Genomic DNA, 15,341 nt, shown 5'->3' on the forward strand with positions numbered 1-15,341 from the left:
CCAATTCTTGAGGGTACAGAGGCTGTGATTTCAGCTTGGGTATCTGCGGAAAAGGTAATTGAAAAAACAGAAATGAGGCGTCGGCGTGACAATTGACCTGAACGAAAACTGGATCATGAATAAGTGCGGAGCTGCGGAAAGGCTTATGTGCTCCGTTCCTTGCTCGGTATATAAAACTCTGCTGGAGCATGGCAAAATACAGGATCCGTATTGGCGGGAGAACGAGTATGTTTCAACCGGCATATGCGACAGCGATTACGAGTTTTCTACCGTCGTATATGCGGATCGGAGCGTTTTGCGCTATGAAAATATAAGGCTTGTATTCGACGGAATAGATACTCTGGGCGAGGTGTATCTTAACGGAAAGCTCATAGGCAGAACCGACAATATGCACCGCGTCTGGGAGTTCGACGTTAAAAAGCTTCTGCATACGGGGGAAAATCAGCTCAGTGTGAAAATATTCTCTCCGAATGCGTATATTGCCCGAAAGCAGGCGGAGCGTCCGCTCTGGGGCGTTGATTCAACTATGGAGGGATATACTCACCTGAGAAAGGCTCACTGTATGTTCGGCTGGGACTGGGGCCCCAAGCTTCCGGATATGGGGATATGGAGAGGCGTAAGGCTTGAATGTTACTCCCGCGGAAGGATACTCGACGTTCATTATACGCAGAAGCACACAAACAGAGAGGTTCTGATAAGCTGTCTTGTTCACAGCGAGGCTTACGGCTGCGACGCAGCCTTCCTTGAGATATATTCTCCCGAAGGACGTCTTATATGCTCGGAAGAAATCGACCTGCATGACGACGATGAATATCATGAAATGAACTGCAAAATAGAAAATCCCAGTCTTTGGTGGGCTAACGGCTATGGGGCTCAGCCTCTTTACAGATGCGTTGTAAGGCTTGTAAAGGACGGGGCGGTCATAGACGAGAATACGACCAGAATAGGTCTGAGAACGCTCACCGTAAGCAGGGAAAAGGATCAATGGGGCGAGGAATTCTGCTTTAAGCTCAACGGAGTAAAGATATTTGCAATGGGCGGAAATTACATACCCGAGGATCAGATCGTTGCCAGATGTACAGAAAAACGTACTCGTAAGCTGCTGGAGCAGTGCGCGGCGGCTAATTTCAATTTTATCAGAGTATGGGGCGGAGGCTGTTATCCGGACGATTATTTTTACGACTGCTGCGACGAGCTTGGACTTATCGTATGGCAGGATTTTATGTTTGCCTGCTCCTCCTATCTGCTTACCGAGGAGTTTGAGAAAACGGTAAGGGAAGAGGTAAAGGACAACATAATAAGGCTCAGAAATCATGCCTCTCTCGGAATGTGGTGCGGAAACAACGAGATAGAATCGGCTTGGGAGGGCTGGGGCATACCGGACGACCCGCAGTCGAAAGCGGATTATCTGCGGCAGTTTGAAGAGCTTATTCCGGCTTTGGTGAAGGAGTATTCGCCTGAGATATTCTACTGGCCGTCATCGCCGTCGTCGGGAGGAGGATTTAAGGACTCGTCGTCAAATCATGCGGGTGATATGCATTACTGGGACGTATGGCACAATCTGAAGCCTATAGAGGATTTCAGAAAATATTACTATCGTTTCTGTTCGGAATACGGCTTTGAATCCCTCCCCTGCATGAAAACGGTAAAGGAATTTGCCGACGAGGCAGCGGGAGATTTTGATCTGATGTCGCCGGTGATGGAGGCGCACCAGAAATGTACCCAGGGCAATGAAAAGATAATGTTCTATCTGGCTCAGATGGTGCGTTATCCGTACAGCTTTGAGCGTCTTATTTATTCTTCACAGCTTTTGCAGGCCGACTGTATCCGCTCTAATGTTGAGCATATGCGCCGGGCGAGGGGGCGCTGCATGGGTTCGGCGTACTGGCAGATAAACGACTCGAATCCGGTAATTTCCTGGTCGGGTATTGACTATTTCGGACGCTGGAAGGGTCTGCACTATTATGCCAAGCGATTTTATAATCCCGCGCTTATTTCCTGCGACGACAGCGATTCTGTAAGACCTGTTCTGAACGTATCGAACGAAACTCTGAATACGCTCGAATGTGAATACAGGTGGCGGCTCAGGAACAGCAGGGCGGAAATACTGCTGGAGGGAAGCGGAGAGCTTGAAATTCCTGCGCTTACTTCAGAGAATATAGCCGTCTGCGATCTCAGCGGTCAGCTTGAAAGCAGGCAGGATAAGCGCGAAAGATACCTTGAATACAGCCTTATAAGAAACGGAGAGCTTTTAAGCCGAGGCTCCACCTTATTTGTACGGCCGAAGGAGTTTGCTTTTGAAAAGCCGTATATTTCGGTCATTGGCTCTGAAAACAAGCAAAGCTTTATTCTGACGCTTACCGCGGAAAGCTTTGCAAAATCCGTATGTCTTGATCTTGAGGACGGGGACTGCGTATTTTCCGACAACTGGTTCGATATCCATGGAACCGAGCCTGTTACCGTAACGGTAAGCAAAAAGGAATGTTCGGAAAAAATGTCCCTTGAGGGATTTATGGACAGACTGACTATCCAGTCGAATTATGAGAACAGGTAACGGAAGAATTCAACGGGCGCGGATTGCAGCGTCCGTTTTTTCTGCTGGATTTGATTTGTACGCTGCTGCTTTCAGAGGTATTTCTACAGCGACAGTATTTTCTGCAAAATATTTGTCTGTCACGCTTGAAAAACAAGCGGTCTTGTGATATAATATAAATATATGTATGCGTTGACGGTGTACGTTGTTAGATTTTAAACGGGAGTGGTGAAATGAAGCTGAAAAGAGCGGCGCTGCCGCTGGCGGCTGCGCTTGCTATGACAGGCTGCTCGCCTGTTAATTTCAATGTTGATAATATTCTTACCGCGCCCAAGCTTACCGAGGAGCAGAGCGAAATACACGAGGCGCTTATTTCCGCGGTGGGAAACAATATAAATCTTAAATATCCGAGAAACGGCGCGAACAGGTCGGCTTACGTTATCGCCGATATCGACGGAGAGGAAAGCGACGAGGCTCTGGTATTCTACGAGTATACCGGCGCAGCCGGAGACAGCGACGGGCTCAGGGTCAATCTGCTGGACAAGAACGCCGACGGCGACTGGGTTTCCGTCAAGGAAATCGCGGGCGCGGGAACGGAAGTCGATCAGGTAATAATAACTCCTATGGGCAACGGTAACCAGATCGACGTTCTTGTAGGCTATCAGAGTATCTCAGGCGAGGATAAGACCCTTGAAATATACAGCTACAGCGACGGAGATTTCATCAGGATAGGAACGGATACCTATTCTGTGCTTGAAACCTTCGATATAAATTCCGACGGCTACAACGAGATCATAACCATTCAACGCGGCACCAATCAGGATACCGGAATCGTAACGGCGAAGGCGGCGCTGCTGGAGCTGAGCGGAGGAGAGATAACCAAGAGCGACGGAATAGATATGTGCGATAATGTGGCGTCGTACATTAATTCCAAGACCGGCTATCTTCCCGACGGCAGGCAGGCGATCTATATAGACGGACTTACCTCCGCCGGAGAGCTTCAGACTGAGATAGTGTATTACAGATATTCGGCTCTTCAGAATCCTATGCAGCTCAGAAGCGAAAAGCTGCTTCCTATGTGTACACGTCCGACCGGCTATTATTCAACAGATATAGACGACGACGGAGTAATCGAAATACCGTCTACAAAGCCTATGCTCGGCTATGAAAACGCTGTCGCCGAGGAGCAGCTGCTGATGACGTCCTGGTCGGTATACAGGGATTTTTACAATCTTGAAGCCAGATATTCGGGATACTATGCCATTTCCGACGGATACGCAATGATGTTTCCAAGCAGATGGACGGATCAGGTTACCGTAAAGAAGGATACGGATACCGGAGAAACGGTATTTTATAAATACAGCGGAGATATTAATTCGGATATGACCGAGCTTATGCGTATAGCCGTAGCCTCCAAGCAGGAAAGCGAGGATTATCTGTACGAGGGATATGAGCTTATACGCAGCAAGGGTCAGCTTGAATATCTGGTAAAGCTTCCGACCAACAAACGGGAGCAGCTTATACTTACGATAGACGAGGTCCAGAATAATTTTTATACCGTTGAATAGCGCAGAAACGTTTGCAGGGAGGTTTTGATATGAAAAAAGTATTGGTATGCGAGGACGAGGATTCTATCCGCGAATTTGTGGTAATAAATCTGAAAAGAAGCGGCTATGACGTTATAGACGTAAGCTGCGGCGAAGACGCGATAAGGGTGTTCGAGGAGTCGGACGGCGGCATTGATATTGCGCTGCTTGATATAATGATGCCCGGGATCGACGGTATGCAGGTATGCAAAAGGTTCCGCGAGCGTTCGGACACTATGGGTATCATAATGCTTTCGGCAAAATCTCAGGAAATGGATAAAATATCCTCTCTTATGATAGGAGCGGACGACTACATTACAAAGCCGTTTTCCATTTCAGAGCTTATAGCCAGAGTTGACGCGGTATGCAGGAGAGTAAATATGTCCCATGCGAAGCCGGAAGCCGCTTCTACTATCGTTTCGGGACCCTTTACTCTTAATCTAAAAAGCAGGACAGTTTATAAAAACGGGGCGCAGATAGATCTTACTCAGGTGGAGTATCAGATAATGGAGTATTTCTTCAAGAACCAGAATACCGCTCTTGACAGAACAAGCATACTTAACCACATCTGGGGAGAAAGCTATTACGGTGACGATAAAATAGTTGACGTTAATATCAGGCGCATAAGAATGAAGATAGAGGACGAGCCTTCCAGTCCCAAATATATTCTTACTATATGGGGCTTTGGCTATAAGTGGGCGTCAAACTGACAGAAACGCCCGTAAGCGCAGCTATTATGCTTTGAAAGGGGCTTGCCGGTGGGCATAAACAAAAACAGAAGTAAATACGGCAGACACAGTATTACGCAGCACTGGATAAGAAACAGTCTGGGCGTTGTGATTGTTATTCTGCTTATAGTTGAGGTACTGCTGGTGCTTGTTGTAAGAAATTATTATTACAGCTCCGCAAGGCAGTACGTCACCTCAAAAATGAACGTGGTTACCGGAGCGGTTATGAACAACAGTGACGACGCTTCGGTGAATTACAATTCGGAAATACGCTCTGTGGTTGAAAGCTATCAGGACAAGGACAAGATCGAGCTTATGGCGATAAAGACCGACGGAAGCGTAGATATAACCTCGTCGGGCTTTTCGCCGGCGCAGGAAACGGATATGTCCGATTATGAAAACGCCAAAAAGGATCCGACAGGGACGGCCTCTCAGATATTCAGGCTTCCTACGGGGGAAAAGGTTGTCGCGGTAACGTCGGTTATTTCTCCCAGAGGCTGCGAATACGAGGCGCTGAGAATGATTTCCTCCATGAAAGGCGTCGATCATCAGCTTTTTATTATTTTTATACTGATAACTCTGGTTGTGGCGAGCATTATCCTGCTTATGCTTTTTTCGGGAATGTTTTTTATTAGGTCGATCGTTTATCCGGTTATACGGATCGGTCAGATCGCCAGAAAATTCGCAAAGGGAGATTTTTCGGAAAGAATCGAAAAAACCACTGACGATGAGCTGGGCGAGCTTTGCGATTCAATAAACTATATGGCTGACGAGCTTTCAAATACCGAGTCTATGAAGAACGAATTCATATCCTCCGTATCCCATGAGCTGAGAACGCCGCTTACGGCGATAAAGGGCTGGAGCGAAACGATGACGACTATAGACGACGCGGAAACCTTTAAAAAGGGTATGAGAGTCATCACCTCCGAAACCGAGCGTCTGTCGCAGATGGTGGAGGAGCTGCTGGATTTCTCCAGAATACAGGATAACAGACTTACGCTTAATAAGGATACGATCGACATTCTCGCCGAGCTGGGAGAAACGGTGCTTATTTATCAGGAAAGAGCCAGAGCGTTGGGGATTACGCTTAATTACTATGAGCCTGAAATGCTGCCCTTTGTTTACGGAGATAAAAACAGGCTGAGGCAGGTTTTCATTAATATTGTGGACAATGCCATAAAGTATTCCGATAAGGGAGATACCGTTTCGGTAGAGGCTTACGAGCAGAACAATGAGATATGTATTTCTGTTTCCGATACCGGAATGGGTATATCCAAAGAGGATCTTCCTAAGATAAAGACTAAGTTTTTCAAGGCTAATCATACCAGAAGAGGTTCCGGCATAGGTCTTGCGGTTGCCGATGAAATTATTCAGCGGCACGGAGGAACGCTTGAGATCAACAGCGAGCAGGGCGTAGGCACGACCGTTATGATCACGCTTCCCTGTATTGACCAGAAAAAGAAGCCGGATAACCAGTCAACGGTGAATGTAGAGCTTATATCCACCGATAATACGCTTGAACAGAGCGAAAAGCTTGAGCAGTGATTTCAGATTTAAGGACAAACAGTGAAAGGAGGATATGCTTGCGCAAGCAGGCATAACCGTATAAATGAGCAAAGGTAAAGAAGCAGCCGGAACGGAAAAATTCAAATCCAAGATAGGCGGGCAGGCAGTTATCGAAGGCGTTATGATGCGCGGGATCGACAAGGCGGCTATGGCTAACCGCCTTCCGACCGGAGAGATTGATCTTGAGGTATGGAATATAAAGGGCGGGAAAAATATTCCGTGGTACAGAAAATGTCCCTTTGTAAGGGGAGTTTTCAATTTTGTTATTTCAATGATCGACGGCTATCGGTGTCTTACAAGATCGGCAAACAAGCAGATGGAGTTTGAAGAGGAAGAGGAGCCGACAAGATTTGAGAAGTGGCTTGACGAAAAAGTGGGCGACAAGCTTATGCCGGTCATTTCCGCGGTTTCAATGGTTATCGGAGTCGTTATAGCGGTCTTTCTGTTTATGATGGTTCCTTCATGGGTGTCAAAGGGGATAGAGCATTTTGTTTCAATGCCTGTCATAGTCAAGAACATAATAGAGGGTCTTCTGAAGATAGGCATATTTATCGGATATACGGCTCTTACCGCGCTGATGAAGGATATACGCAGAACCTATGAATATCACGGAGCGGAGCATAAAACCATAGCCTGCTTTGAGCACGGGGCGCCTCTTACTCCCGAAAGCGTCAAGAAATATTCCAGATTTCACCCGAGATGCGGAACCAGCTTTATTTTTCTGGTGCTGTTTATAAGTATTTTTGTAAATACGGTTTTCAGTCTTACATGGGATAACGTAGCGCTGAGAATGCTGTGCAAGCTTGCGCTGCTGCCTCTTGTAATGGGCATAGCCTACGAGCTTATAAGGATTGCGGGAAAGTATGACAATCCGGCTACTAAAATACTTTCGGCTCCGGGACTGTGGATACAGAGGATAACTACCAGAGAGCCTGACGAACAGGAGATAGAGTGCGCCATCGAGGCTTTAAAGGCAGTTATACCTGAGGACGAGGAAAAGCTTCACAGTCAGGCGGCGGAATGTGAAAACAGCTGATTGAAAAACGCGGTATAAATGATTACATATAAAAAGCTTATTGAAACTGTCCGTCAGGGATTAAGCGGAGCGGGAATTGAAAACGCAGCTTTTGAAGCAAAGGAGCTGCTTGGACTTGCCATAGGTACGGACTGCCGCAGCGGGGCATTTTTAAAGGCTGTGGAAGGAAACGTAAGCGGAGAGGCAGCTGCCAGATTTCTTGCGCTTGCGGACAGACGCAAAAAAGGCGAGCCGCTTCAGTATATTCTGGGGCAATGGGAGTTTTACGGTCTGCCTTTCAAGGTAGGAGAGGGAGTGCTTATTCCCAGGCAGGATACCGAAGCGCTTGTTGAGCTGGCAGTGGAAAAAAACAGGCGCAGGAATGGACTTACAGTTATAGATCTGTGTTCGGGGTCGGGCTGTATAGGAATTTCCGTTGAAAAAAATCTTGACTGCAAAAGGGTTGTCTGCGTTGAAAAATCTCCAGAGGCGGTAAAGTATCTCGAACGCAATATCGATATCAACGGCTCGGGAGCGGAAATAATCCGCGGCGACGTCTTTGAGGCGGAGGTTATGGAAAAAGCTCCTGAAGCCGATCTTATAGTCTGCAATCCGCCCTATCTTAGCTCCGAAGATATGGCAAATCTTCAGAGAGAGGTGGCCTTTGAACCTGAAAGCGCGCTTTTCGGAGGAGCGGACGGTATGGATTTTTACAGGAATATAACCCGTCTGTGGAAGAAAAAGCTCAGGCAGGGCGGAATGATGATCTTTGAGATCGGTATCGGTCAGGAGCAGGAGGTCATGGATATCATGATACGGAGAGGCTTTATAAACGTAAGGGCAAGGAAGGATCTCTGCGGGATTTACCGCGTAGTTTTCGGAGAAATTGGAAAGAAGCGATTTTGAGTACGTTTTTCTGTACTTATAATCAGCGGGAATTTATAACTGTCCGAAAAAAGATACTGTAAATCAGAATTATCATGCTATAATTATAGCGGAGTAAGCAAAACCGCCGGACGTAATTGCTTTGTAATATGATTAGATTCAGGAGGCTGTAAAAATGGCTATTGACAAGAAGAAAAAAGAAGTAAAGACCGTGGTCAAGATAGTTGACAAGGACGAGAAAAAGAAAGCGCTTGATACCGCTATCGCATATATAGAAAAGCAGTTCGGAGCAGGAGCTATCATGAAGCTGGGCGATTCCAAGGCGCTGGACGTTGAGGCTATACCCACAGGCTCTATGACTCTGGATATGGCGCTGGGTATAGGAGGTATACCCAGAGGAAGGATCGTTGAGATATACGGACCTGAGTCTTCCGGAAAAACCACCGTTGCGCTGCATTGCATCGCCGAGGCTCAGAAGGCGGGCGGAGAGGTTGCCTTTATCGACGTTGAACACGCCCTTGATCCGGTTTATGCCGAAAAGCTGGGAGTGGATATTGACAGTATGCTGGTTTCTCAGCCTGACAGCGGCGAGCAGGCTCTGGAGATCGCCGAGGCTCTTGCAAGGTCGGGAGCTATCGACTGTATCGTAATCGACTCGGTTGCCGCTATGGTAACAAAGTCTGAGATCGACGGAGAGATGGGCGATACGCACGTTGGACAGCTTGCGAGGCTTATGTCTCAGGCTATGCGAAAGCTGACCTCGGTTATCGCGAAATCAAACTGCTGCGCTATTTTTATAAATCAGGTGCGTGAAAAAATAGGCGTTATATACGGAAATCCTGAAACGACCCCGGGCGGACGGGCATTGAAATTCTACGCTTCGGTGAGGATCGAGGTAAGGCGCGGCGAACAGATCAAGAACGGCGCGGAGGTAATAGGAAACCGCACGAAATGCAAGGTAGTAAAGAACAAGGTCGCTCCTCCGTTCAAAGAGTGCGAATTTGATATTATGTACGGCAAGGGAATTTCGCGTACAGGAGAGGTTCTCGACCTTGCGGCTGAAACGGGAGTCGTCAAGAAGGGCGGTGCGTGGTACAGCTATAACGATATGAAGCTGGGACAGGGCCGCGACAACGCTAAGGATTTCCTTGAAGCAAATCCTGAGATCATGGGTGAGATAGAGGAAAAGATCAAGGCAAGCGGCGCTGAGATCGTTATGGCTTCAAAGAAGAACAAAAAGGCGGCGAAGCTTGAAGAAAAGTCGGCGGCAGCCGCTAAGCCGGCGAAGAAGGACGAGCCTGAAATGCCTGATCTTACCGTTTCTCCTGAAGATGACTTTGAAGAGTTTGCTCCGGTGGATATAAGCGAGCTGGGTGAATAACAGATGTTAAAGATACTTTCAGTGGAAAAGTATAAGGGGAATACCTGGCGGATCGATTTTGAAGGCGCGGAGCCGGCGTTTCTGAATTCGGAAATTGTATTGCGGTATAATCTCCGAGTCGGCGCCGAGATTCCGGAGAACGCATGGGAGGAGATTGTTTATTCCAACGAGCTTCGGCGCGCAAGAGAGCGGGCGATGTATCTTCTGGATTACAGGGATTATTCCTATGTCGAGCTGTATAAAAAGCTTCTTAATAATTACGGCGAGCAGATATGCTACGATGTATGCGACAGGCTGGCTGAGCTTGGCTTTATAAACGACAGACGGTATGCCGAAAGCCTTGCAAGAAAGTATATGGAGGTAAAAAGGTTCGGCTATTACCGGGCGGCTCAGGAGATGAAGCAAAAAGGGCTGTCTAAGGAGCTTATCGACGAGGTCCTGAGCGAATACGAGGATACCGTCGATGAACGTATCTGTCAGCTTATTGAGAAAAAATATCTGAGAAGGCTTGAGGAAGACGGCGGAGTGAAAAAAGTAAAGAACGCTCTGGCTCGGCAGGGCTATTCGTATTCGGATATAAACGCCGCACTTGACAGGTATCTGGAGGAGCAGGAGGATTAATGCATTGATTGACGAAAGGAGACGGCTATGAAAAGGATCGCAGTTACAATGGCAACGGCGGTTATCGCTTTGTCTGCTTCCGGCTGCAATGAGAATAACGTGAATAATGATTCAGCTGCATTTTCTTCGGCTGCGGAAAGCGTAACTGAAAACGGCGGAGGTAATCAGGATAACAGCGTAGGCGGGAATTCGGTTTCGGACGACCCGATAGAAAATGCGGAATATGTTGTAGGCCAGTATATGAAGTATGCCAATCTGGAATTTGACGAGTCGATGCTCAAGCTTATGACCTCTGAGATGCAGGAGCAATATAAGGATACTGTGGAAAATCAGGGTCACGATCACGGGTACGACGATAATGAGGAGAATATGCTGTCAGACGTTTCGTTTACCGCCGACAGAGAGCAGTCGCAAATACTTGAAAGCGTTAATATCAAGGACGAATATATTACCGCGGTCGAGCTTATAGGAACGGTAAGCTATAAGAATCAGGGAAAGGAAGCTTCCTATAAAGGATATGCAATAGTTATAGAAACTCCCGGGCATGAGTGGAAGATAGCGTATGCCGGAACGAAAAGCCAGGCTTATCTCGCAGGGATAATCGCCGATGATGAGTCCGATAAAGCGGACAGTAATGCGGCGGCTGTCTATGAGGCCGCGGAGAAGGCGTGTACTGCCTTGGACGGGAAATATGAATTTAAGTATATGAACTACATAAGCACCGAGAACGACGATTTTGTCAATGAGATAAAGAAAAATCTGCCGGAGGAGCTTATAGACACTTATTTCACGGTCTTTATTACTGACGGAAAGCCTGATTATGTTCTATGGTCGGAAGATATGTCAAGCGAAACGGTAGGTCAGTATCCTAAGGACAGCTGATAAACAGGCCTGATTTCTTTCAGCAGCACGATTTTTACAGATAAACATTTTGCCGCGCTTTGCAGTCTGTGAAGCGCGGCTTATTGCTTTAAGTAAGGAAAAGCCGTACGGCTCTGTAGGACGGTTATTAATTCTGCACAAAAAAATAACCGAAAATTTTACTTTTCCAACAGGTAAAATTGCAAGACAAATCATAAGATATGTGGTATAATTATATACAAATGTAAACGTTATCGCCTAAGGCGGATGATATGCATTATTATAAAAATCATTTAGGAGGTTATTTTATGGCAAAAAGCAGACTTATCGGAGATTATCCTGTGATCGGTATCCGTCCGACGATCGACGGCAGACGGGGATATCTCAACGTCAGAGGCTCCCTTGAAGAGCAGACAATGAATATGGCAAGATCGGCGGCTAAGCTGTTTGAGGAAAATTTAAGGTATTCAAACGGCGAGCCGGTAAAGGTCATTATTGCCGACACGACCATTGGAAGAGTCGCGGAAGCCGCCGCCTGCGCTGATAAATTTAAGAAAGCGGGAGTAGATATAACCCTTACCGTTACCCCGTGCTGGTGCTACGGCGCGGAAACCATGGATATGGACCCTATGACGATAAAGGGTGTGTGGGGCTTCAACGGAACTGAACGTCCCGGAGCGGTTTATCTTGCTTCGGTGCTTGCTACCCACGCTCAGAAAGGACTTCCCGCGTTCGGTATTTACGGACATGACGTTCAGGAGGCTGACGATACCTCAATACCTGAGGACGTTAAGGAAAAGCTTCTTCGCTTCGGACGCGCGGCAGTTGCCTGCGCCACTATGAGAGGAAAATCATATTTACAGATCGGCTCTATCTGTATGGGAATCGGCGGCTCGATTATCGACTCCGCATTTATTGAGGAATATCTTGGAATGAGAGTTGAATCGGTGGACGAGGTAGAAATTATCAGACGAATGACCGAGGGTATTTATGACGAGGAGGAGTATCAGAAGGCTCTGGCATGGACAAAGGAAAAGTGCATAGAGGGCTTTGACAAGAATCCTGAGGAAATTCAGAAATCCGGAGAGGAAAAGGATAAGGACTGGGAATTTGTCGTTAAGATGATGTGTATTATCAAGGATCTGATGAACGGCAACGACAGGCTGCCTGCCGGCTGTGAGGAGGAAGCGGTAGGTCATAACGCAATTGCCGCCGGCTTCCAGGGTCAGCGTCAGTGGACGGATTTTTATCCTAACTGCGATTTCCCCGAGGCAATGCTCAATACCTCCTTTGACTGGAACGGCGCCAGAGAGCCTTATATACTCGCGACGGAAAATGACGTGCTCAACGGTCTGGGAATGCTGTTCATGAAGCTGCTGACCAACCGCGCTCAGATTTTTGCGGACGTTCGTACATACTGGTCGCCGGAGGCGGTAAAGAAAGCAGCCGGCTATGAGCTTGAGGGAATCGCAAAGAAAGCAGGAGGATTTATCCATCTTATCAACTCCGGCGCGGCTTGCCTTGACGCAAACGGTCAGTCTGTGGACGAAAACGGAAATCATGTAATGAAGCCGTGGTATGACATGACCGACAGGGATATGGACGCCGTTATGAAAGCGACCACCTGGAACTATGCCGACTGCGGATATTTCAGAGGCGGCGGATATTCCTCGCGCTTTGTAACGGAGGCTGAAATGCCTGCCACGATGATAAGGCTTAATCTTGTAAAGGGACTGGGACCTGTGCTCCAGATATGCGAGGGCTGGACGGTTCATCTGCCGGACGAGGTAACCGACAAGCTGTGGAAGAGAACCGACTACACGTGGCCCTGCACCTGGTTCGCTCCAAGAACTACGGGAGAGGGCGCTTTCAAGACCGCTTACGATGTAATGAACAACTGGGGCGCCAACCACGGCGCTATCAGCTACGGTCACATCGGCGCGGACCTTATCACACTTGCTTCAATGCTGAGAATCCCCGTTTGTATGCACAATGTGCCGGAGGACAAGATATTCCGTCCGGCGGCATGGAACGCTTTCGGTATGGACAAGGAAGGTCAGGATTACAGAGCCTGCGCGGCATACGGTCCTATGTATAAGAATATAAGATGATACCGCTTTTTTGGGGAACTGTATGCTTTCTTATATGCGCAGTGAAATTTGTGAGGAACATACTATCAATGAGGCTTACAGGGACGAGATAGACGAACTGTTAAGCCGGCTTTGACGTTATTGCGGAGGAGATGATAAATTGAACAAAAAAGTTTTGGCGATAGATTTCGGCGCTTCGAGCGGACGTGCGGTCATCGGCGATTTTGACGGTGAGAAAATCACTCTTACCGAAATCCACCGCTTTTCAAACGACCCCGTTATTCTCGGAAAAACCATGTACTGGGACGTGCTCAGGCTTTTTCATGAAATCAAGCAAAGCCTTATAAAATCAAAGGCTTACGGCGAAATCGAAAGCGTCGCGATCGACACCTGGGGCGTTGACTTCGGACTTCTGGACAAGGACGGCAGACTGCTGGAAAATCCGGTTCACTATCGGGATTCACGCACAGCGGGAATGATGGAGGAGAGCTTTAAGCTGATAGACAAGGACAGGTTCTACGGCATAACAGGCAATCAATTTATGGAGATAAACACTGCGTTTCAGCTGCTGAGCCTTGTGAAAAACCGTCCTGAGCTGCTTGAGCGTGCGGATAAGCTTGTGCTTATGCCTGATCTGTTCAACTATTTCCTCAGCGGTGAGATTCACGCCGAGCAGTCGATAGCTTCTACCACTCAGCTGTTTGACCAGAAAAGCAGGAAATGGTCGGAGGAGGTTATTGACGCGCTGGGAATAAAGCGTTCTCTGATGCCGGATATAATAAAAAGCGGTACGATTGCGGGAACGCTTTCAGAGGAGATATGCGAAGAGCTGGATATGAAGCCCGTTAAGATAATCGCGGTATGCGGTCACGATACTCAGTCTGCGCTCGCCGCCTGTCCTGCCGCTGAAAAGGATTTTGCTTTTCTGTCCTGCGGAACCTGGAGTCTGCTGGGAACTGAGCTTGACGAGCCTGTGATCGACGAAAATTCCAGCCGACTCAACGTAACCAACGAATTAGGCTGCGAGGGCAAAACCTCTTTCCTGAAAAATATTATCGGCTTGTGGCTTATTCAGGAAAGCCGCCGCCAGTGGATACGGGAGGGAAAGGAATACTCCTATGCCGAGCTTGAAATAATGGCTAAGGAGGCAAAGCCCTTCAAGTGCTTTGTCGATCCTGACGCGCCCGAATTTACGCCTGCCGGAAATATTCCTGAGCGTATCCGAAAATACTGTGAGCGGACAGGTCAGGAGATACCTGAAAGTACTGGCGAAATAATGCGCTGTATTTATGAAAGCCTTGCGCTCAAATACCGCTCGGCGATCGGGCAGCTTGAAGAATGTACAGGCAGAAAATTTGAAACGCTTTATATGTTCGGAGGCGGCACGAAGGACAGATTTTTGTCAGAGCTTGCTGCAAACGCCTGCGGCATAAAGGTTTCGAGCGGACCTGCCGAGGCTACCTCGCTTGGAAATATAGCCGTTCAGCTTATGGCGGACGGTACGATTTCAGGACTTGGCGAAGCGCGGAAAATCGTGCGCAGGTCGGAGAAAATAAGTATCTTTGAGCCGGAGGACGCCGAAGCGTGGAATCAGGCGTACAAGAGATTTAAGGAGGTTACCGCTTATGCTTAAAAATATCCCTGCCATACTGTCGCCGGAGCTGCTGAAAACTCTCTGCGAGATGGGACATTCGGACAGAATCGTTATTGCGGACGGAAATTTTCCCTGCGAGAGCATGGGAAAAAACGCCAAGGTCATCCGCTGCGACGGCCACGGCGTGCCCGAGCTGCTGGACGCGGTCTTACAGCTGTTCCCTCTGGATACCTATGTGGAAAAGCCGGTAAACCTTATGCAGGTTATGCCGGGCGACAATGCAGAAACTCCTATCTGGGAGGAATACAAGGCTATAGTTGCAAAGCACGATGAAAGAGGTTCTGATGTAATCGGCGAAATAGAGCGTTTTAAGTTCTATGAGGAGGCAAAGACTGCCTACGCTATCGTCGCGACGGGCGAAAAGGCGGTATACGCAAATGTAATGCTGCAAAAGGGAGTAGTCTGAATCTGTTATCAGTAT

General features: G+C 47.9%; 12 protein-coding genes. All 12 read left to right on the forward strand.

The genetic code is table 11. The annotated features are described in order from the left end of the window. Positions 1–85 precede the first annotated feature (85 nt). Positions 86–2,554: a glycoside hydrolase family 2 protein gene (locus tag EIH25_RS01040; RefSeq protein WP_124098080.1), complete on the forward strand. Its 2,469-nt coding sequence runs from the start codon at positions 86–88 to the stop codon at positions 2,552–2,554. A gap of 212 nt (positions 2,555–2,766) precedes the next feature. Then, entirely contained in the window at positions 2,767–4,101 is a 1,335-nt protein-coding gene (locus EIH25_RS01045; protein WP_124098081.1) for a hypothetical protein, read from the forward strand. A 29-nt stretch (positions 4,102–4,130) separates the two neighbouring features. Further along, complete coding sequence (locus tag EIH25_RS01050; RefSeq protein WP_124098082.1) at positions 4,131–4,829, forward strand: response regulator transcription factor; 699 nt, start codon at positions 4,131–4,133, stop codon at positions 4,827–4,829. A 48-nt stretch (positions 4,830–4,877) separates the two neighbouring features. Continuing rightward, positions 4,878–6,392, forward strand: coding sequence for a HAMP domain-containing sensor histidine kinase (locus tag EIH25_RS01055; protein WP_124098083.1), 1,515 nt, complete (start codon positions 4,878–4,880; stop codon positions 6,390–6,392). Positions 6,393–6,456: 64 nt separating this feature from the next. Continuing rightward, complete coding sequence (locus tag EIH25_RS01060; RefSeq protein WP_124098084.1) at positions 6,457–7,449, forward strand: DUF1385 domain-containing protein; 993 nt, start codon at positions 6,457–6,459, stop codon at positions 7,447–7,449. Between the two features lie 18 nt (positions 7,450–7,467). Beyond that, positions 7,468–8,334, forward strand: coding sequence for a peptide chain release factor N(5)-glutamine methyltransferase (gene prmC / locus EIH25_RS01065; RefSeq protein ID WP_124098085.1), 867 nt, complete (start codon positions 7,468–7,470; stop codon positions 8,332–8,334). A 154-nt stretch (positions 8,335–8,488) separates the two neighbouring features. Beyond that, a complete protein-coding gene (gene recA, locus EIH25_RS01070; protein ID WP_124098086.1) occupies positions 8,489–9,694 on the forward strand; it encodes a recombinase RecA in 1,206 nt (401 codons plus the stop codon). Positions 9,695–9,697: 3 nt separating this feature from the next. Beyond that, entirely contained in the window at positions 9,698–10,315 is a 618-nt protein-coding gene (locus EIH25_RS01075; protein ID WP_124098087.1) for a regulatory protein RecX, read from the forward strand. 27 nt (positions 10,316–10,342) lie between these two features. Then, positions 10,343–11,197 carry a hypothetical protein gene (locus tag EIH25_RS01080; protein WP_124098088.1) on the forward strand — a complete coding sequence of 285 codons (855 nt, stop codon included), beginning with the start codon at positions 10,343–10,345 and terminating at the stop codon, positions 11,195–11,197. Positions 11,198–11,484: 287 nt separating this feature from the next. Then, on the forward strand, positions 11,485–13,287 hold the full coding sequence (locus EIH25_RS01085) for an L-fucose isomerase (protein ID WP_124098089.1): 1,803 nt from the start codon (positions 11,485–11,487) through the stop codon (positions 13,285–13,287). A gap of 139 nt (positions 13,288–13,426) precedes the next feature. Continuing rightward, entirely contained in the window at positions 13,427–14,899 is a 1,473-nt protein-coding gene (locus EIH25_RS01090) for a rhamnulokinase family protein (protein WP_124098090.1), read from the forward strand. Beyond that, positions 14,892–15,326, forward strand: coding sequence for an RbsD/FucU domain-containing protein (locus EIH25_RS01095; protein ID WP_124098091.1), 435 nt, complete (start codon positions 14,892–14,894; stop codon positions 15,324–15,326). Before EIH25_RS01090 ends, EIH25_RS01095 begins: the two co-directional genes overlap by 8 nt. The last annotated feature ends 15 nt before the right edge of the window (positions 15,327–15,341 follow it).

Origin of the sequence: Ruminococcus sp. Marseille-P6503 (genome assembly GCF_900604945.1) — a bacterium.
In the GTDB taxonomy this organism is placed as follows: domain Bacteria; phylum Bacillota; class Clostridia; order Oscillospirales; family Ruminococcaceae; genus FB2012.

Coding starts and splice junctions, on each gene's coding strand:
- EIH25_RS01045 (WP_124098081.1), top strand. CDS start 2,767: ATGAAGCTGAAAAGAGCGGCGCTGCCGCTGGCGGCTGCGCTTGCTATG.
- EIH25_RS01050 (WP_124098082.1), top strand. CDS start 4,131: ATGAAAAAAGTATTGGTATGCGAGGACGAGGATTCTATCCGCGAATTT.
- EIH25_RS01060 (WP_124098084.1), top strand. CDS start 6,457: ATGAGCAAAGGTAAAGAAGCAGCCGGAACGGAAAAATTCAAATCCAAG.
- prmC (WP_124098085.1), top strand. CDS start 7,468: ATGATTACATATAAAAAGCTTATTGAAACTGTCCGTCAGGGATTAAGC.
- recA (WP_124098086.1), top strand. CDS start 8,489: ATGGCTATTGACAAGAAGAAAAAAGAAGTAAAGACCGTGGTCAAGATA.
- EIH25_RS01075 (WP_124098087.1), top strand. CDS start 9,698: ATGTTAAAGATACTTTCAGTGGAAAAGTATAAGGGGAATACCTGGCGG.
- EIH25_RS01080 (WP_124098088.1), top strand. CDS start 10,343: ATGAAAAGGATCGCAGTTACAATGGCAACGGCGGTTATCGCTTTGTCT.
- EIH25_RS01085 (WP_124098089.1), top strand. CDS start 11,485: ATGGCAAAAAGCAGACTTATCGGAGATTATCCTGTGATCGGTATCCGT.
- EIH25_RS01095 (WP_124098091.1), top strand. CDS start 14,892: ATGCTTAAAAATATCCCTGCCATACTGTCGCCGGAGCTGCTGAAAACT.